Below are 18,962 nucleotides of genomic sequence, written 5' to 3' on the forward strand. Positions count from 1 at the left end.
CTAGGCCTTGGACCGCTCCATCCCTTTCTTGAGCCAGGCGTACCACTCGTCCATTCCCTGGCCGGTCTTGCTGGAGACCTCAAGAATATGGATGCCCGGGGAGACCCGGCGCGCCATCTCCTTGCACTTCTCGACGTCGAAGTCGAGGTAAGGGAGCAGGTCGACCTTGTTGAGCAGCATGATGTCCGCAGCGTGAAACATCTGCGGGTACTTGAGCGGCTTGTCTTCCCCTTCGGTCACGCTCAGCACCACCACCTTGTGGTGCTCGCCCAGGTCGAAGGAGGCGGGGCACACGAGGTTGCCGACGTTCTCGATCAGGAGCAGGTCCAGGTTGTCCAGGTCGAAGCTCTCCGTGGCGTGCAGCACCATGTGCGCGTCGAGGTGGCACCCCGCCCCGGTGTTCACCTGCTTCACCGGGACGCCGGTCGCGGCGATGCGCATGGCGTCGTTGTCGGTCTGCTGGTCCCCCTCGACCACCGCGCAGCGGCAGATGTCGGCCAGGTCCTTCAGCGTCCGCTCCAGGATGGTGGTCTTGCCCGAACCGGGAGAGGAAACGAGGTTCAGCACGAACAGCCCCTTCTCGCGGAACAATGCACGGTTACCCGACGCCATCCTGTTGTTCTTGGCGAGTATGTCGGTCTCGATCAACACCTTCCTGGCAGGCTGCTCCTCGCCGGGATGCTCGTGGTGATGGTGGTGCTTATGCCCCTCGCCGTGGTGATGGCCATGGTCATGGTCATGCCCGTGATGGTGGTCGTGACCGTGGTGGTGCCCATGGTCGTGTCCGTGATGGTCGTGGTCGTGGTCGTGATCATGATCATGTTCGTGGTCGTGTTTCGGGCCGCAGCCGCAGTCTACGCACATATCGGTTCAACCTCCGGCTAATCTTGCTTCTTCTCGTTGATCTGGACCACGTCCTCGCCGTTCATGGCCTTCTTGAAGCCCCTGATGCTGCTCCCCAGCGCCTGGCCGAACTGCGGCAGTTTGCTGGGACCGGCCACCACCAAGAGGATGACGGCTACGATGCACAACTCGGGCAAACCAAATCCAAACATGTCGTTCTCCTTTTCATCGCCTACCCGCTGACCGGATCAGGCGTTTGTCTTTCCTGATTAGCCATGATCTTCCGCAACATACATCCACATCCCCTCTCCCCCTGGGAGAGGGTCAGGGTGAGGGCGTTGGCACAGGGCAAATGGCCGCAGCCGGCAGAGCCCTCCCCCCCCTTCGGGCACCCTCTCCCGGAAGGAGAGGGACTAGGGGAAGATCATCCCTTAATCACTCTTTCTCTTCAGTTCCACGCCGACCTTGGCCAGCTCCTCGACGACCAGCGCCGCCACCTTCTCGAGCCCGGCCTGAAGCGGCGGGGTGAGCTGGTCGCCCGGGTCGAGCGACTTCGCCACGATACCGAAGAAGGTGAGGTCGGGTTTCGGTGCGTCGCGCATCTCGGAGATCAAGAGCATCTCCTGCAACCCGATCTGGTGCGGCGACATCTTGACCGGGATGTTTTTCAGCATGATGTCTTCGCGCTCGTAGCGGAAGATGTCCCCCGGCTCCCCCTTGGCCTGCACCACGTCCACCAGGATGACCTTGTCGGCCTCCTCGAACTTGAAATGCACCATGATGCCGAGGGTCCCGCCGTCGTAGAGTTCGACGTTGTCCGGTATCTGGTAGTGCTGCTCTAAATGTCTGACGAAATGGACGCCGAACCCCTCGTCGGAGAGGATCAGGTTGCCGGCTCCATAGATAAGGACCTGCATGTAACCTCCAGAAAAAAAGAAAGGCCGGGGGGAAAACCAGGGGCTAGGGACTAGGGACTGGGGGCTAGCAAAACCAGGCTATAAATTAAACGAGTACCGGCGGCGGCACAAGCTTTTTTCGCTGCTGCACGCCCCTATAGCCCTTCGGATTGCCGAATCTTTGCCGCCCCCAACCCAAACATCTCCAACCGCTGTTCTTCCAGTCCCGGCCCTGATTCGGAACAGGTCCAGGAGCTAGAGGCGGCTTTTGCCAGCCCCTAGTTCCCAGCCCCTAGTCCCTGCCTTGCTACAGTACCTTCACCTTGGTGATCTCGGCACCTTCCGGGTCAACGGTGTGGACGGCGCAGGCGATGCACGGGTCGAAGGAGTGGATGGTACGGAGCACCTCCAGCGGCTTGCTGGCGTCCGCGATCGGGTTGCCGACCAGCGATGCCTCGTACGGACCGAGCTCACCCTTGTCGTTTCTGGGCGCCGCGTTCCAGGTGGAGGGAACGACGGCCTGGTAGTTCTCGATCTTCTTGTTCTTGATCACGATCCAGTGGGAGAGGGTGCCGCGCGGTGCTTCGTGGAAGCCGACGCCCCTGTACTCGCCTTTCGGGATCACGGTGTGGTTCGCGTAGGTCTGGTCGCCGGACGCGATGTTGGCGATCAGCTTGTCCAGGTTATCCAGCGACAGGTCGGCCATGACGTGCGCGCGCGCGCCGCGGCAGAAGAGACGCCCCATGGTGGAGTGGATGTCCTTCAAGGAGATCCCCAGGGTGGAGACGGCGCCGTCGACGAGTTTCTTCACCTTCGGGTTGCCCGCGGCGTAGGCGGCCATGATCTGTGCCGGCGGGCCGACCTGGACCGGCTTGCCGTCGAGGGTCGGAGCCTTGCACCAGGAGTACTTGCCGTTTTCCTTGAAGTCGGTGTAGTCCGGCTTGGTCTCGCCGTCCCACGGGTGCAGGGTGCCGTTACCCTCGTACCAGGCGTGGGTGACGTTCTCCTTAATGTTCTTGATCAGGTAGTCATCGCGGTGATCCTTCACCATCCTGATGCCGCCGATGTTGCCGCCCATGACCACGCCGCCCGGCAGCATGAACTTGGTGTTCTTGGTGTCCTCCGGGAACTCGGGGACAGCCATGTAGTTGGTGACGCCCGCGCCGTACTTGAACCAGTCCTTGTAGGCGCCGGCGATGGCGAGGAGGTCCGGGTAGTAGACCTTCTGGACGAAGTCGCGGGTCTCTTCCATCAGGGTCCGCAGGTAAATCAGGCGCTCCATGTTGAGGGTCGCGATGTTCTCGGTGTTGATCGCGGTAGCGACGCCGCCGACCACGAGGTTCTGGATGTGCGGGTTCTTTCCGCCGAGGATCGCGGTGGCCTGGGACGCCTTTCTCTGGTAGTCGAGGGCCTTCAGGTAGTGGGCGACCGCCATCAGGTTCACTTCCGGGGAGAGCTTCATCGCCGGGTGGCCCCAGTAGCCGGTGGCGAAGATGCCGAGCTTGCCGCCGGCAACGAACGCCTTCAGCTTGTCCTGCACCGCCTTGAACTCCTTCTCGGAGTTGCCCGGCCAGTCGGAGATGCTCTGCGCGATCTGCGCGGTCTTCTTGGGATCGGCCTTCAGTGCGGAGACGATGTCGACCCAGTCGAGCGCCGAGAGGTGGTAGAAGTGGACGATGTGGTCCTGCACGGAGTGCTGGGCGATCATGATGTTACGGATGTACTGTGCGTTCAGCGGCACCTCGACGTCGAGGGCGTGCTCGACGGCGCGGATGGACGAGATGGCGTGCACGGTGGTGCAGACGCCGCAGAAACGCTGCACGAAGCTCCAGGCGTCCTCCGGGGCGCGCCCCTTGAGGATGACCTCGATGCCGCGCCACATCTGGGCGGAGGACCAGGCGTTGGTGACCTTGCCGCCGTTTGCTTCGACATCGATCCTCAGATGTCCTTCAATTCGGGTGATGGGATCAAGCGTGATTCTAGACATTTATTTCCTCCAAAGGCTGATTGCTTAATTAAAGATTAGTGCGCGTGGGCCTCGCCGGCCGGCAGCGTTTTGTCCGCCTCGCTCCCCTTGTGCTTCTTGGCGTGCCCCTTCTTCTTGTGGGCGCCGTGCAGGTCCATGTTGGGGAGGACCGGGAACAGCGCCACGAAGACCTTGTAGCCCAGGATCTCCAGGGCCACGATACCCACCGTGATCATCACCTCGGCGAAGGAGGGGAAGTATTTCCACCCCTGGCCCGGGTTGAAGCCGATCAGGTAGACGTTGAAGCGGTACAGGGCGCCGCCGAGGACGATCATCGACGCCGAGATGAAGAGCCAGCGCGCAGACCGTCTGCACTTCTTGACGAAGAGGATGAGCGAACCGCAGCCGACCAGCAGGAACTCGGTCATGAACCAGCCGGAATAGAAGTCGCCCTTCAACGCGGCATGGATCTGCCCGCGGTAGGAGAGGTCGCCGATGACGACGGTGAGCCAGATCACGGTCACGAACGGGATCAGCCCGGCCAGGCCGGAGAGTTCCTCGATCTCGAAGGGACGCTTGAAGGAGTAGCTCGAGATGATCGACTCCAGGATGGCGATGGAGTAGCCGATGAAGACGCAGTTAAGAAGGAACAGCAGCGGCAAGAAACCGGTGTGCCAGAGCGGATGCAGCTTGGTCGAAGCGATGAGGAGCAGGCTCCCCAGCGAGGACTGGTGCATGGTCGGCAGCGTGATGCCCAGGACGATGAAGAAAATGAGGACCTTGTTCAGGCGCGGATTGAGCCAGAGTGCGCCCAGGCGCACCATCTCCAGCTTGTCCTCCATGGTCTTCTTGTCCGGCGCGATCTTCGGGTGCAGCCAGTTGCGGATCGCGTTCATGCGCTCCCACTTGCTCTTCTCGATCGAGGTCAGGATCGCCGGGAGGAACTCCAGGATGAGAACCGTGGAGTAGGCCATGACGCAGAGGGCGACCTCGAACATGGCGGAGTTCGCCTGCCACTTGCTCGGGATGAAGAAGTTGTAGGCGTTCCAGGGACGGCCCAGGTCGACCATGACCGAGAAGCCGGCCAGGCCGTAGCCGAACATGGAGGTGAGGATCGCGGAGCGGATCATCGGGTGGTACTGCATCCTGTTCCTGATGTAGACCAGGATGGCGACCGCGTAGCCGCCGCAGGCGATGGCCGTGCCGGTGGCGACGTCGTAGGTGATCCAGATGCCCCAGGGGTAGCCGTCGCTCATGTTGGAGACGGCACCGATACCCTTGACGTAGCGCACGCCCACGAAGTAGAAGCCAAGCAGCACCACGGAGAGGAGGATGAAGAAGGATTTGGTAAAGATCTTACCTTCCAGCTTCTGGTATTCTTCACTGTGTCCCATTACTTATCCCCCTTCTTGTGATCGTCGTCGTGCCCCTGGTGTTTCTTCATGTTCTTCACTGCGATGAAGCAGAGGGTGCTGTACAGGGCCACCGGGGCGATGAAGCCCTTGTAGATGGTGTGCTGGATCTTCTCGGAGAACTCGGCCGGAGCTTCCGGCTTGATCTCGGGGAGGCCGAGCTTGTTGAACGGCATGGAGGCCAGGTAGAGGTGGTTGGTGCCCCCCCCTTCGTGCTCGCCGTAGACGTGGGCCACGTACTTGTCCGGAGCATCCTTCAGGCGCTGGTGCGCCTCCTCCAGCAGGTCCTTTCTCTTGCCGAACTTGATGGCGCCCGCCGGGCAGGTCTCGGCGCAGGCCGTGATCCCCTTCTCGCGCAGGTTGGTCGCCTTGCACAGGTCGCACTTAACGATCTGCGGCACCGCCTTTTCCCACTGGAACTTCGGGATGTTGTACGGGCAGGCGATCTGGCAGTAGCGGCAGCCGATGCAGGTGTTCTTGTTGTAGTCGACGATGCCGGAGATCTTCTCCTTGGTCATGGCGGAAACCGGGCAGACCGAAACGCAGGAGGGCTTCTGGCAGTGCATGCAGGAGTACTTCACGTAGCTCCAGCGCTTCTCGCTCTCCTTGAAGAGCTTGATGAGGGTACGGGTCGAGCCGGAGAGGTCGCTCGGCGCATCCCACAGGCCGTCCTCGTCGAACTTCGCCTTTTCATAAGAGAGTGAGCCATAGTCGGAGTTGACCCTCTTGCAGGCCGACATGCACGCCTTGCAGCCGACGCACTTGGTGGCGTCGTAGAGCATGCCGAGCTCCTCGTTGTTGACCTGGAGTCCCTCGTTGGCCAGGGCGCTGCCCGCGCCGCAGGCCAGAAGGCCCGCGCCGGTTGCACCGGCCAGCTTCAGGAAGTCGCGTCTACTTGTCTTTTTCATGGGCACCCTCCTGCGCCTCACCCGGAAGCTTCTTGGCGAGCATCGCGCCGGCGCCAAGTGCCGCACCCGCCGCGAGACCGACGAAGCCGGTGGTCAGCGGATCCGGACCCTTCCCTTTTTCCTTCAGATCGACCGGAGCGTAGCTGTCGAACGGGGTCGGCTCATGGATCTGCACCTTCTCGGCGATGGCGGTCTTGAAGAGGATGTCCGGCTCGGTGCAGCCGATGCAGGGGTGACCGATGGAGACCGGCCAGGCGCCGACGTCGTTGAAGCGCTGCACGGAACAGTTGGCGTAGGTGGCAGGCCCCTTGCAGCCCAGCTTGTAGAGGCAGTAGCCCTGGGCGTGGGTCGGGTCGCCGTAGGCCTTGGCGAAACGGCCGGCGTCGAAGTGCGGACGACGCTCGCAGTGCTCGTGGATCCTCCTGCCGTAGGCGAACTTCGGACGGCCCAACGCATCCAGCTCGGGCACCTTCTTGAAGGTCAGGTAGTAGAGCACGGTGGAAAGGAAGTTGTAGGGATTCGGGGGGCAGCCGGGGATGTTGATGATCGGCTTGTCCTTGATGATGTCCTTGACGCCGACCGCGCCGGTCGGGTTCGGGGAGACGGACTGGATGCCGCCGTAGGAAGCGCAGGTGCCGATGCTGATGATGGCGGCGGCCCCTTCGGCTGCGTGCTGCAGCGATTCGAGGGCGGTCTTGCCGGAAACCTTGCAGAAGATGCCGTTCTGCTTGGTCGGGATGGCGCCCTCTACGACGAGGATGTACTTGCCGTGGTTGGCCTTCATGGAATCATGCAGCGCCTGCTCGGCCTGGTGGCCGGCGCCGACCATGAGCGTCTCGTGGTAGTCCAGCGAGATCATGTCCAGGATCAAGGTGGAAATGGTCGGGTGGGACGAACGCAAAAGCGATTCCGAACAGCCGGTGCACTCCTGGAAGTGGAGCCAGATCACCGCAGGGTTGCCGTTTTTCTCAACGGCCTCGGCCACCTGCGTATGCATGGCGAAGGGAAGCCCCATCATCGCGGTGGCGGTGACACAGGCCTTCATGAAACTCCTGCGGGTGACCCCTTCGCAAAACATTTCTTCTTTCATAACAAGCCTCCTCGAGATAAATCAAACCGCACGTATACGGCAACACCCGTGCCAATCCGGTAAACAAAAAACTGAAATGTAATACACTGAAATGACTGAATAAAAAAAATGGCGCCCGCGGATGCTTTCCGCGCGGCGCCATTGACTGCTTCATTTTGTTGGGTACTTCTGTCCCGGTTTTGTATCATTTTGTCCCCTGGCCGGACAAAAAGGGTCAGGCGAGTTCCAGTTCCTTCACCCGCAGCTCCTCGCCCGAGATGATGGCGAGGCCGAAGGCGCCGCATCCCGGGCAGGGGGAGAAGAGGCTTTGCAGCGGGAACTCACCGTGGCAGGCGGGACAGCTCCCCCGTCCCGGCACCTCCTCGATGGTCAGCTTGGCTCCCTCCAGCAATGTTCGCTTGGTGCAGGCCTCGAAGCAGAATTCCACGCTCTCCGGTACCACCCCGGAAAGCTCCCCGATCTCGAGAACCACCTCCACCACCTTGCGTCCCGCCGCGTGCCCCTCGCAGATCTCCACCACGCTTTGGGTTATGCTCATCTCGTGCATGCCCGCCTCCGTTTTAATGTGGCGGGATCATAGCAGATCGGGGCGCGCGGCAAAAGGACCTTTTCACGTGATGCACGACTGCAGCGTGAAGAAGAAGGTGGCACCCTTGTCGATTTCCCCTTCGGCCCAGATGCGGCCGCCATGACGATTTATAATGCGCTGCACCGTGGTGAGGCCGATGCCGTTACCGGGAAACTCGCTCGAACTGTGCAGTCGCTGGAAGGCGTGGAACATCCTCTCGGCGTTGGCCATGTCGAAGCCGATGCCGTTGTCCTTCACGAAACAGGTCTTGTCCGCGTCGCTCTCCCGCGCCCCGAACTCGATACGGGCGACCTCCCGCATCTGGCTGAACTTCCACGCGTTGCGCAGGAGGTTCTTCATGGCGATCTCGAGCAGGTTGTGGTCGCCGAAGGTGCGGATCCTGGACTGGATCACGAACTCCACCTTGCGCTCGGGGCACCCCTGCGTCAGGTCGGCCGCGGTCTCGTTGACGATCTCGGAGAGATCCACCACCTCGCGTTTCAGGCTCAGGTACGAGAGCTGGGAGAGCTGTAAAAGCGCCTCGATCAGCTCGTTCATGTGCTGGGAGGACTTGAAGATCCGCTCCAGGTAATCCATCCCCTCCAGGTCGAGCCTCCCTGCGTACTGCTCCTGCAGTGCGCGCGTGAAGCCGCAGATCCTCCTGAGCGGCGCGCAGAGGTCGTGGGCCACTGAATAATTGAAGGCCTCCAGGTCCCTGTTGATCGATTCCAGCCTCTCGGTCTGTTCGGTGAGCAGGCGCTCCACCTGCTGGGTCAACAGGCTGATCTCCTCGTTGTTAGGCCTCTCCAGGAGCATGTTTCGTATGGTTTCCAGGGAGGTGTGAACCGCCGACTTAAGATCCACCGCATACGAGGCGTTCAACATGCTCGACGCTATTTCCTTGTCTATGGTCAAGTACCGGCCCTCCCCGTTGTTCCTCTTTGCCTTGTACGTTTCGGTCATGGGGCACCCCCTGTTGACCTGCCCCCCTGAAGGAGCTCACCAGGCGACGTCTTTCCCGGTGCACCTGGAAGCGGCCGTGGCACGCTTCCCCGGAACAGACGTCCCTGCTACCATGAAAACACCCCCGTCTTCGCCATTGTCGCAGGGTCCATCCTGACACTGCAGCAGCAACCGTGCCCACATCGTCTTTTCTCCGTCTTCCAAGCAATCACAGCCACTTGCCCGGGCCGGCGCCACTGCATTGCGCATTACATCGGCAACAAAGGTTTACTGTTTTCGTGGCGGATGGCGCCGAGGCCTTGCTGGGGCGGGTCACGGGTGGGCAACATTTGTGGCAGGTGCAACGTCCGTTGCAGGGGCTCAGACCGATTTCCTCCTGAGCCGGTTGTTGAGGGCTTGCCTCGAAATCCCCAGCATGCTCGCGGCCTCGCCCTGGTTGCCGTTCGACATCCGTAGCGCCTCGCTGATCAGGTGCGACTGCGCCTCCTTGATGCTGGGAAAGCCGTTGAAGATGACCGTAACGACCTCGTGTCCCTCCACGGTGAGTCCCCTTCCGGAGGGGGTGCTCATATTCGAGCGGAAGGCCGCCAGGGAAAGGGGACCCTTCTCATGCAGAGCGACCGCGTCGTACACCATGGCCTGCAGCTCGCGCACGTTCCCCGGGAAGTGGTACTGCTGCAATAGCCTCGGGAGCCCGGAGGGGTACCAGGGTCGCTTTTTCCCCATCTGCCGCGAGGCGAGCGTGACGAAATGTTCCAGCAAAAGGGGGATGTCCCCCTGCCTCTCCCTAAGCGGCGGGATGTGGAGCCGGTGGCAGCTGAGCCGGTAATAAAGATCCTCGCGCAGCTTCCCCATTTCCAGGAGCGCTTTGAGGTCCCGGTTGGTGGCCACCACGATGCCGGCGTCCGTTTTCGCCGCCACGTCGCAGCCAAGGGGAAGGTACTCGTGTTCCTGAATCAGCCTCAGGAGCTTCACCTGTGCCCCCTCGCGCAGGTCTCCTATCTCATCCAGAAACAGGGTCCCCCCCGCGGCCTTCCTGATCAGCCCCTCGCGGTTTTCCTGGGCACTGGTGAAGGCCCCCTTGCGATGGCCGAACAGGGTGTCGGAGAAGACGGCATCGTCCAGTCCCGCCACGTTGACCGTCACCAGCGACCCTTTCTTGCCGGAACAGCGATGCACAGCCTCGGCAAAGAGCTCCTTGCCGACGCCGGTTTCCCCGGTGATCAGCACCGGCTGTCCGCTGTGGGAGACCGCCTGGGCCCTTTTCATGAGCCTCAGCATCTGCCGGTCCTCGGTGACGAGGTCGGGAAAGGGCATGCGCCGCATGCGCAGCCGGCTCTCGTCCTCCGACGGCCCGAGGGCACGTTCGATGGCGGCGAGGAACAGGGCGTTGTCGATCGGCTTCAAAAGGTAGTCGCAGGCACCGGCTCGCATGCAGGAAACCGCCTGCCCCACCTCCGTCAGCCCGGTGATGATCAGCACGGGAAGATGCGGAAACTCCTCCACAAGGCGAGGCAACAGCTCCCCCCCGCCGATGTTGGGAAGCGCGAGGTCCAGAACCACGAGGGCCGCCTCGTTGCGGCGCAGGTAGGGAATCAGCGCCTCCCCTTCGTCGAAGGTCAGCACCGGCCCGATACCGTGCCCCTGCAACAGCGCCCGGTAGACCTGAAGCATCTCCTGGTCGTCATCCACCACCACGACCGGCAGCGGCGTAGTTTCGTTGCTTTTCATGACCAGCCTCTCTGCCTGTAACGCTAGACCTGGAAGTAGAGTGTCCCCCCCTTCCCTGCCTGCTCCGCGCTCCAAATCCGTCCCCGATGCAGGTTTATGATCCGCTGGACCGTTGCCAGGCCGATGCCGCAGCGGCTTCGCTCCGGCCCGCTCACGCCGGCCGCCGTCTCGCCCAGGGTGGCGGTGAGCCTGGGACCGTTGTCGCTCACGTAGCAACTGCGCTCCCCTTCTACCTGCGCCGTCCCGAACCTGACCACGGGGTGTTTCACGCCGATGGTGCTGTGCCAGGCGTTCTCCAGCAGCTGCTCCATCGCAAGGCGGAGCATCTCCCTGTCCCCGGTGACCGTCACCCCGTCCTCGATCCGGAAGTCAACCGGGTGCTGGGCGTGGTCGCGAAGCTGCGCCGCGATCTCCGACGCCATCGCGCTCAGGTCCACCTCCACCGGCTGCAGCTCCGCCCCCGTTAGCGCGGTCATGCGCTCGAGGGCGGCGATGGCCCCGGAAAGCTCCAGCGCAGCCGTCCTGATGTTCTCCAGGAGCTCGCGCACGGGAGGGTCGAGCTGGCTTTGGTTTAGCTTGTGCAACCTGCCGCAGTCCCCGCTGATCCGTGCCAGCCGCGCCCCAAAGTCATGGGACACCGCCTGACCGATCCCCTCGAGTTCGGCCGTGCGGGCTTCCAGCTCGACCTTGATCGTCCTGAGCCGGTTTTCCGCCTGCACCCTCGTGGTAAGATCCAGTCCGATGATCCAGTTCACCCACCCGGTGATGGGCACGTAATGCGAGAGGTTTGACCATGACATGAGCTTGGGGGAACCATCCTTGCAGCGGAGGTTCCATTCCCGTCCCCGGTAGTCTCCCCCCTGCGGCGGGTGCGCCGACACCACATCCTCGCGCAGTTCCCCGTCGACCTGGAGCAGTTCCAGCATCGGCTTACCCATCACCTCTTCCACCCGGTAGCCGGTCACCCGCTCGAACTCGTGGTTGCAGGCAGCCAGACGGTCGCCGTTGTCAAAGGCCATCATGACCACGGGGAGGTGCTGCAGGATGGTCTGCAGACGCCTGCGGTTGGCAAGGAGAGCCTCGTCCTTCTCGTGGATCTCCTGTTCGCTGGCCCGCAGGGTGTCCTCTTCCTGCCAGTTCTCGTAGATCTTGCGCGCCAGGGCCGCGTAGGCCTGCTCGAGTTCCTGTTTGAGCCGCCCGCTTTCCGCCTCCACCATGGCCATGCGCTGCGATGCGGCCAGGAATACGTCAAGCTCGCATACCGCCGCCTTCTTGCGCGGCTGAAGCCCCGGGGGATGAAAAGGGGGTTCTCGCACACTTTTCCGCCGCTGACCAGGCCGGGGTGCATGCGGGCCAGTTCCAGCAGCAGTTCCGGGTTGAACAGCCGCCGGTCGTACAGGCACAAAAGGGCCGTGTCCTGCTCGGAGGCGAACACGGTCAGGTCGCGCTCGAACCGGTGCAAAAGCTCAAGCGATCTCTCGTCCTTCACGGCCCAGCCCATGTCGCAGATGATGCGGGTCCCGCTGAAACCCTCGGCAGCGGCGCCGGCGCAGATGTTGCGCAACAGTTCCATGACCCGCTCCTGCTTGAAGGTCCCCCCCCTGAGCCAGGTCTGCTTGACGGGCAGCAGGATCAGCGCACCGCCGTCCTGCTTCTGCGCGTCGACTATGTTCTGCAGCAGCCGCTCCAGTTTTTGCGCGGCGGCGTGCAGGTACACGCAGCGCTCCCCGATCGCCACCCCTTTCTGGATGAACGGAAGCACCAGGTTTAACACCTCCGGGTCATCCTGGTACAACAGGCAGAGGTGATCGTGGCTGTTGACCGCTCCAATGTCCGCTATTTCGGCGCTGCGCTTCTCTTCTTCCATCTGGGGTCATCTCCTCGCTCGATGGACATTAAAAAACACCAACACAATATACTGGAACGGAACAGCATTGCAATAACGGCCGGGGCGAATTTAGCGTCTGACGGGGTCGGAAGTCGTGCGGTAAAGCGGTTTTTTTGACCGAGGTCAAGGCGGGCAGGAACGGCGCCATGCTAGCGTGCGGCACGCTGGTGATCCAAAAGGAACAAGGGAGGAAAGATGTGCGATTGCGGTTCGGGTAGTGGCTTAAGGGGCGGCGGCCCCTACGCTACGGGAAAGGAACTGGTTGAGTTTGTGCTGGCGGCACATGGCGGGCGGGTGGCCTGCTCGCCGCTGCCTAACGCGTTGCAGGTGCGGTGTCAGGAGTGCGACAAGGAGTTCGTGCTGCAAACCTTCGTGCAGGGGTGCCCCGCCTGCGGCGGCGTGCACGCGGTGTCCCCGCCGAGGGCCAATGATCCCGCGGCGGTGCAGTACGCGGGGGCTGACTTCGGCGCGGCCGCGTAAGGAATAGCGGCTGCGGTGGGCGGTGCCCCACGGCGGCCAGAAATACGTTCGCCTTCCCCCTCTCCCTCAGGGAGAGGGGCGGGGTGAGGGCGCCGCCATGGGCTCTCTTCTCGCTGCGGGGCACGCCCCCTCCCCCCCTCTCCCGTAAGGCGGGGAAGAGCCGGGGGCGGTTGGAACTGTTACTTGGAGGTACCTGTCACCGGCGGGACTGTCGTTTCGGGCGCCCTTCCGGACGCGATTCGGGACGGGACGCCAGGCGGGCCAGGTAGACCACGTGGCGCAGCCCCCCCCGGCCGGGACGGTCGCAGGTAACCGAGAAACCGGCCTGGCGCAGGCGCTTGTCGAAGCCCTGGTCGTAGTTTTCCCCCCAGACGGCGAACACGCCGCCAGGCTTTAGGGCCCCCTTGCTCATTTCGATGGCGATCTCGCCGTAGAGCGGGTCCATGACCTTGTCGGTCCTGGCATGAGGCCCGGTGTAGAGGTCGAGCACGATGGCGTCGAAGCGGCTTTTCCCCATCGCGCTTCTCCTTATGACATCGGCCACGTTGGCGATCTCCACCTCGACGCGTGGATCATCGGCCGCCCCGGCGGTGAGAGGCGCCAGCGGTCCGCGGCACCACTGCAGCACCACCGGGTTCAGTTCCGCGACCAGCACGCTCGCCTTCTCCGGCAACTGGTCCAGCACCGCCCGCAGGGTGATGGCCATTCCGAGCCCCCCCACCAGCACACGAGGCGCCGCCTCGTTTTTCAAGTGCCCGCAGGCGACCTCTCCCAACGCCACCTCCGAGCGGTGCAGCGAGCTGTTCATCAGCACGAGGCCGTTCACGGTGATGAGAAAATCCCGTTCCCCACGCTGTCTCAGTTCCAGGACCCCGTCTCCGGTAGTCACGCTTTGCAATACTTTCCAGGGTACGGCCATGTATCTCCTCTTTACTCTCTATTTCTTCCAGTTGCGCCGCTGCGCCGCCTCTTCCAGGGCCTCGACCTCGGCCAGCAGGACCAGGTAGGTGAGGTAACGCTCCTCGCTGATGGTCCCCGACCCGACCTCGTCACGCACCGCGCATCCCGGTTCCTGGCGATGGCGGCAGTCGTTGAAGCGACACCGGTGGTCCCGAAGCGCTTCGAAGCCGGGGAACCAGGCGGCGAGTTCGGGAGCGGTGATGTCCACCAGCCCGAAATCACGAAAGCCCGGGGTATCGACCAGTTCGCCACCGCCGGGAAGGGCGTGCAGGGAAGATACCGTGGTGGTGTGCCTGCCGGTCCAGTTGTAATCGGAGAGCGCCCCCACCTTCAGGTTGAGCTCGGGGCAAAGCGCGTTCATCAGCGAGCTCTTTCCGACGCCCGTAGTACCGACGAAGGCGCCGCGGTGCCCCTGGCGCAGATAGTCGCGCAACGGCTCCATGCCGGCACCGGTGGCGGCGCTCAAGGGGAAGATGGGGAGGATGCCGCCGTAGACGCTGCCGGTCGCCCTGCTCTGCTCTTCGGCCTCGGCGAGATCGCACTTGTTGCAGACGACGAAGGGGGCGAGCCCCGCGGCGCGGGCGGCGACGATGGCGCGGTCCAGGAATCCCGATGGGGTGCCGGGGGCGAGCACTATGCCGAGCACGTCGAGGTTGGCGGCCAGGAGGTGAATGCCGCCCCGGGCGTCGCGCCTGCTCAGCTCGGTCCTTCTCGCAAGCCTGGTCAGCACCTCGCCCGACACCGTGACCTGGTCCCCGACGACGTGCCCCGAGTTGCGCTTCACCTTCACCATGCGCCGCTCGCCCGTCTCGAAGAGCACCTCGACCGCCACTCCGAAATGGGAGACGACGAGTCCCTGCTCGGCCTCGTCCTTCCCGTGCTGATTTTTGTTCCCCATACCCCTCCATGACCGAGTATCGATTGCGCCGCGGCTGGCTTTCAGACAGGCTCCGAGAGTACGGCAGGAGCAGAAAGTTGTCAACTAAAGCAAGTTCGCGCCGATATATGGGACAGATGCACGAGGTGACACCCGGTTGACACACGGGCCCTTTTGCACCATAGTTTGCCTTATGTCAGACTTGACACGGCACGGTGCCAGAGTGCCGGCTTCCTACTTGAGCGAAGGGCGACTAAACGCCCCTCACATAGAGATCCGACCGGATGCAGGAACATCGCAAGAGGGCATCCAAAGGTGGCAGCCATGAGTAAAGAGACAGTCGACGAAGCGATCGAAATGTACGTGAAGGAACGGATGGCGAAAGGCAAGGAGAAGGCCATCACCCATTTCCTGGCCAGCCTCTACCTGAAGGAACAAAGCGAAGGGATCATCGAGTGCATGCGCAGGGTGCGGGGCATGACCCGTTACTACATCGATCTCACCAAGGTGATGCTGAACCCGTTCAAGGGGCCCGAGATGGCCTGGCTGTTCTCCATGATCAACATCGCCGCCTACGCCTGCTTCCTGATCTCGGTCGAGGAGCAGAGGCCCCTGGGCATCGCGCTGCTCGCGGGGACGCTGGTGAACGGAGGCTACCTGATCCACAACATGACCAAAAAGTGGTGTGACCTGCACGTAATGCTGGCCATCTACGACGAAATCGTTCAGATCGCCGACCACGAACTGGAAACGCTGGCCTGACGCAGCGCAACGGCCAACTCGGCAAGGCTCGCCACCGCGATGTCGGTAAGTTCGGGCCAGCGGAAGGCGCGGGCCGGGTCGACGTGAATGGTGCCGGCGCCGGCCGCGCGGCCGGTCTGAAGATCGAAGGCATAATCACCTACCATCACCAGTGCCGCCGGGGGGACTCCCCAGCGGCACGCCAGTTTGTGGATGCCGTCCGGGTCAGGTTTCGCCCGCGCGTCGTCCCGCCCCAGCACGTCCCCCTCCCCGATGAACGGAATGAGCCCGATGCGCGACAGGGTGGTCAGCGCGTTCTCCCTGGTGTTCCGGGTGAGTACGCCGATCCGGGTGCCGCGCTCATGCAGGAGCCGCAAAAGTTCCAGCGCCCCATCGGCAGGTTCCGTCCGCCCCGCCAGCTCTTCCTCTATGGACTGCAAAAGCGCCCGGGCCCGCATCCCCTCCGCCTCCGGCAGCCCCTCCAGGTGCCCCAGGATGTCGCTCCCATGCGGAACGCCCAGCACGTTCCTGATGTGGACGAAGTCGTGGATGGCAACGGTGAGGGTCCCGTCCAGGTCGAAGACCCAATGCCTTTTCCGCAATATCCCCTGCCGGCTGTCGTTTTCCATACCACCCTTGTAGCAGATCCCGACAGATCTGGAAAGCCCCGCTACCCCTGGACCGGGGCCTGCCCCGGCACGGGCGGCCCGGTCACGGTATCGAGGAAGGCGCCCACCGCGGCGTGCACCTCCTCGGACCCGGCTCCCGCCAGTATGCCGTGGCGCTTAAGCGGGAACCTCTGGTACGCCTTCTGTTCGCTCCCGAGCATCTCGAAGAGCCGCTGCGAACCGCGCGGGTCGACCACCGGGTCCCCCTCGGACTGCAGCACGAGGACCGGCGTCCGGATTCCTGCCAGTTTCGGTTCCAACTCGCTCATGAACCGCTCCATGGCGCGCAGCGCGCTGACCGGGATCCTCGTGTAGTTCAGCTCCGGGCGCTCCGGGACGCTCTCCACGAACTCCTTCTTGGCCCACTGGTAGCTGAAGACGTCCATGACCTGATTCCAGACCGTGACCGCGGGGGCAAAGCGGGAAGAGATGTCCAGAAGCCGCTGCGGCGGGCAGACCGCGAACACCCCCGCCGCGTCCCCCACCCGGCTGGCGCAGTCCAGCGCCACGCCGCCGCCAAAGGAAAAGCCCCCCACGACGACCCGGTCGCACAACGCCTTCATCAGGGCGTACCCCAGGTCCACCGATTCCACCCAGTCCTTCCCCTTTCTCAGGGCCAGGTCCTCGGGGGAGGTGCCGTGACCTTTAAGGCGCACCAGGTAGACCCACAGTCCCTTGCGCTGCAGGTAGCGGGCGAGATCCAGCATCTGCGCCGGGACCGAGAGGAGGCCGTGCACGAGGACGACACCGAGGTTGCGCGAGGTCCCCTTCAGCAGCACGGGCATCCCCACCTCGCTCTCCTTGCTTTCCCCCTCGCGGAAGTAGTGCCGGTAGTCGTCGTCGAACTCCTCCAGGGCCTGGTGTTCCAGGATCTGTGCCACCTTCTTGCGCACCAGCCACACCGGGAGCCACGCCGTGAGATGCACCTCGCGCTGCAGCACGGTGAGCGGGAGCACCTCGTTCGCTATGACGCCGATGGGGTTGTCGATCCTGGCCCGCTGCATCTCGAACGGTGCCGAGAACTTGGCCCGGTCCTTCACCAGTTCCCCGTTCACTTGCACGACCACCCCCTTCTCCAGCGCCAGCTCGCGGAACTCCCGGTACTTGTGATAGCGGTCATCGGTCAGGAGGGACACCTGGTCGGTGCTGAGGCTCTGGTGGAGCTTGCACTCCATGTTTCTGGGACAGAGCTTGGTCAGGAGAAAGGCTCTGCGCCGGAAGTCATCCTCGTCGATGGCCTTGAACGGGTAGGCCCGCAAAAGCGACGCGAAGAGATGGTCGTGGTTGACCGTGGTGAGGTCGTAGATGCTGCTCATGTAGCGCTGCATCAGGCGGTTCGCCTCTCTCTTCATCTCCGACAGCGACGGAAGGCGGTCGTCGAAGCCGTAGCTGGCGGTGGATACGATATCGGCCTCTACCGTCCTGCTCTTCAGGTAGGCGGAGGGGTCGATGGGGCTTCCGAAGCGGATGTCAATGTCCACGCCGGAAAGGAGCATGCTCCCCTCGGTGAGTACCTCCTCCTTCAGATGCTGGGGGGCCTCCCGCAGGAAGAGCTCGGTGAGGCGACTGAGCGCATTCTCCCGCGCGCGCAGCGGGTAGTAGGTGATGTTGACCGGTACGAGGTGGCACTTCCCCTTCTTAAGCGGCCCGAGGTCGGGGATCTGGAACATCCCCTGCAGCCGCGCGACCTCCTCCGGCGCCACCCCCTGGAGCCTCAGCATCCTCTGGCGGTAGAACTCGGTGCGCAAGGCGAGCGTGGCGGCGCCGGAACGGGGGCGCACCCCGCTTGAGGGAAGCAACATCCTCTTTCTGAACAGTTCCTTGTCCTTCACCATTCTCCCCTCGGGGAAGATGATCCAGCTCGCCTCCCCGGTGAGCAGGGTCTTGACGATGACCCGGTCGCGATCCGGGTTTTTCGTGGAGACCGCCCCCATCAGGTCCAGAAAGCGTCCCAGCGGTCCCGCGAAGAGGGACGAGTCCGCCAGGGACCAGACCGGCACCCGGGTCAGGCGGTAGATGTGGTAGGGGAGCAGCACGGTCTCGATCCGGGTGAAGTGGTTCACGACGAAGATGACCGAGCCTTCCGGGATGTTCTCCTTGCCGTGGACGTTCACCCGCAGCTTGGAGAACCCCTGCAGCATCGCGATCATCCGGCCGGTGGCGAGGTATGCCTTGCGGTTCATGCTCTCTCCCGCGGCAGGTCCAGGGAGCGGCGCAGCCATCCCGGGCGGTTGGTCATGATGGAGTCGACACCGAGGTCGCAAAGCCTGCGGGCGGATTTTGCGGAATCGACGGTCCAGACATGGATCTCCAGCCCCCGCTGCCGCAGCTCCCCTACCAGCGAGGCGTCCAGTATGGCGCGATCCCTGCTGGCCAGACCGTCGGCGCCGATCCCGGCGAGCCGGGAGAGCACCTCGGCGGCCGGGGGGTGCCAGCCGCCGCGCCAGCGATAGTCGCACAGCCAGCAGGTGCGGTAATCGGGAAGACGCTTCTTGAGCGCCGCCACCAGCAGGTGGTCGAAGGCGAGAAAGCGGATCCGGTCCGCCGGGACCCCGGCACGGGCCAGATCGGCGGCGAGGGGGTCGAGGATCTCGGCTCCGCACTTGAGTTCGATGAAGAGCCTCTTGCCGGCTGGAAGCAGCTCGAGCACCTGGGCCAGGGCCGGGATGCGCTCGCCCCGCCACCGGTCTCCCTTCCAGATCCCGGCGTCGAGGCGCTGCAGCTCGGCCAGGGTCGACGCGGCCACCTCCAGGTTGCTCCCTGCGGTGCGGAAAGCGGCGGCGTCGTGCAGGCAGACGATGTGGCCGTCACGGGTGAGCCTGAAGTCCGCCTCGATGCCGTCCGCTTCCTGCTCGAAGGCGAGCCTGAACGAGGCGAGGGTGTTTTCGGGCGCGTCACGGGAGGCGCCACGATGTCCGATGATGAGCGGGGTGCTGGGCATGCTTTCCTCGCGCGGGAGTGATGAAGCGTT

General features: G+C 63.4%; 19 protein-coding genes. 2 read left to right on the forward strand and 17 right to left on the reverse strand.

The genetic code is table 11. The features are described from left to right. The 12 genes from hypB to KP001_RS22010 form a co-directional block, all read right to left on the reverse strand. Positions 1-864 carry a hydrogenase nickel incorporation protein HypB gene (gene hypB, locus KP001_RS10520; protein ID WP_217289453.1) on the reverse strand — a complete coding sequence of 288 codons (864 nt, stop codon included), beginning with the start codon at positions 862-864 and terminating at the stop codon, positions 1-3. Positions 865-881: 17 nt separating this feature from the next. Further along, positions 882-1,055 carry a twin-arginine translocase TatA/TatE family subunit gene (locus KP001_RS10525; protein WP_217289454.1) on the reverse strand — a complete coding sequence of 58 codons (174 nt, stop codon included), beginning with the start codon at positions 1,053-1,055 and terminating at the stop codon, positions 882-884. 219 nt (positions 1,056-1,274) lie between these two features. Further along, positions 1,275-1,760, reverse strand: coding sequence for a HyaD/HybD family hydrogenase maturation endopeptidase (locus tag KP001_RS10530; protein ID WP_217289455.1), 486 nt, complete (start codon positions 1,758-1,760; stop codon positions 1,275-1,277). Positions 1,761-2,046: 286 nt separating this feature from the next. Beyond that, entirely contained in the window at positions 2,047-3,726 is a 1,680-nt protein-coding gene (locus KP001_RS10535; RefSeq protein WP_217289456.1) for a nickel-dependent hydrogenase large subunit, read from the reverse strand. A 35-nt stretch (positions 3,727-3,761) separates the two neighbouring features. Then, positions 3,762-5,099 (reverse strand): Ni/Fe-hydrogenase cytochrome b subunit, encoded by a 1,338-nt coding sequence (gene hybB / locus KP001_RS10540; protein WP_217289457.1) that lies wholly within the window; start codon positions 5,097-5,099, stop codon positions 3,762-3,764. Then, complete coding sequence (hybA, locus tag KP001_RS10545) at positions 5,099-6,025, reverse strand: hydrogenase 2 operon protein HybA (protein ID WP_217289458.1); 927 nt, start codon at positions 6,023-6,025, stop codon at positions 5,099-5,101. Before hybA ends, hybB begins: the two co-directional genes overlap by 1 nt. Beyond that, complete coding sequence (locus KP001_RS10550; RefSeq protein ID WP_217289459.1) at positions 6,009-7,115, reverse strand: hydrogenase small subunit; 1,107 nt, start codon at positions 7,113-7,115, stop codon at positions 6,009-6,011. The genes hybA and KP001_RS10550 overlap by 17 nt, the downstream gene beginning before the upstream one ends. 214 nt (positions 7,116-7,329) lie before the next feature. Continuing rightward, positions 7,330-7,662, reverse strand: a complete 333-nt coding sequence (gene hypA, locus KP001_RS10555; RefSeq protein WP_217289460.1) for a hydrogenase maturation nickel metallochaperone HypA — start codon at positions 7,660-7,662, stop codon at positions 7,330-7,332. A gap of 63 nt (positions 7,663-7,725) precedes the next feature. After that, positions 7,726-8,646, reverse strand: a complete 921-nt coding sequence (locus KP001_RS10560; protein WP_217289461.1) for a sensor histidine kinase — start codon at positions 8,644-8,646, stop codon at positions 7,726-7,728. 360 nt (positions 8,647-9,006) lie between these two features. Next, on the reverse strand, positions 9,007-10,377 hold the full coding sequence (locus tag KP001_RS10565; protein WP_217289462.1) for a sigma-54-dependent transcriptional regulator: 1,371 nt from the start codon (positions 10,375-10,377) through the stop codon (positions 9,007-9,009). Between the two features lie 23 nt (positions 10,378-10,400). Then, positions 10,401-11,399, reverse strand: a complete 999-nt coding sequence (locus tag KP001_RS22005) for a PAS domain-containing sensor histidine kinase (RefSeq protein WP_367620611.1) — start codon at positions 11,397-11,399, stop codon at positions 10,401-10,403. After that, positions 11,396-12,244: an MEDS domain-containing protein gene (locus KP001_RS22010; protein ID WP_239027967.1), complete on the reverse strand. Its 849-nt coding sequence runs from the start codon at positions 12,242-12,244 to the stop codon at positions 11,396-11,398. Before KP001_RS22010 ends, KP001_RS22005 begins: the two co-directional genes overlap by 4 nt. Before the next feature lie 216 nt (positions 12,245-12,460). Between KP001_RS22010 and KP001_RS10575 the strand changes: the two genes are divergently transcribed. Beyond that, positions 12,461-12,745 carry a hydrogenase maturation nickel metallochaperone HypA gene (locus KP001_RS10575; RefSeq protein ID WP_217289463.1) on the forward strand — a complete coding sequence of 95 codons (285 nt, stop codon included), beginning with the start codon at positions 12,461-12,463 and terminating at the stop codon, positions 12,743-12,745. A 196-nt stretch (positions 12,746-12,941) separates the two neighbouring features. On the opposite strand, the gene KP001_RS10580 is transcribed toward KP001_RS10575, so the two are convergent. After that, complete coding sequence (locus tag KP001_RS10580; RefSeq protein ID WP_217289464.1) at positions 12,942-13,664, reverse strand: spermidine synthase; 723 nt, start codon at positions 13,662-13,664, stop codon at positions 12,942-12,944. Between the two features lie 18 nt (positions 13,665-13,682). After that, complete coding sequence (rsgA, locus tag KP001_RS10585; protein WP_217289465.1) at positions 13,683-14,603, reverse strand: ribosome small subunit-dependent GTPase A; 921 nt, start codon at positions 14,601-14,603, stop codon at positions 13,683-13,685. A gap of 303 nt (positions 14,604-14,906) precedes the next feature. Here rsgA and KP001_RS10590 point away from each other — a divergent pair, with 303 nt between their 5' ends. Beyond that, positions 14,907-15,344, forward strand: coding sequence for a GSU0071 family protein (locus KP001_RS10590; RefSeq protein WP_217289466.1), 438 nt, complete (start codon positions 14,907-14,909; stop codon positions 15,342-15,344). Here the strand turns inward: KP001_RS10590 and KP001_RS10595 are convergent. The 3 genes from KP001_RS10595 to KP001_RS10605 are packed head-to-tail and all read right to left on the reverse strand — an operon-like array spanning position 15,308 to position 18,932. After that, the gene (locus KP001_RS10595) at positions 15,308-15,952 is read right to left on the reverse strand and encodes an HAD family hydrolase (RefSeq protein WP_217289467.1); all 645 of its coding nucleotides are present in this window, start codon (positions 15,950-15,952) and stop codon (positions 15,308-15,310) included. The two genes, KP001_RS10590 and KP001_RS10595, sit on opposite strands and share 37 nt — an antisense overlap. 41 nt (positions 15,953-15,993) lie before the next feature. Further along, positions 15,994-18,174, reverse strand: coding sequence for an alpha/beta fold hydrolase (locus KP001_RS10600; protein ID WP_217289468.1), 2,181 nt, complete (start codon positions 18,172-18,174; stop codon positions 15,994-15,996). Then, positions 18,171-18,932: a glycerophosphodiester phosphodiesterase gene (locus tag KP001_RS10605; protein WP_217289469.1), complete on the reverse strand. Its 762-nt coding sequence runs from the start codon at positions 18,930-18,932 to the stop codon at positions 18,171-18,173. The genes KP001_RS10600 and KP001_RS10605 overlap by 4 nt, the downstream gene beginning before the upstream one ends. Positions 18,933-18,962: the final 30 nt, after the last annotated feature.

Origin of the sequence: Geomonas subterranea, from assembly GCF_019063845.1 — a bacterium.
Classification (GTDB): Bacteria; Desulfobacterota; Desulfuromonadia; order Geobacterales; family Geobacteraceae; genus Geomonas; species Geomonas subterranea.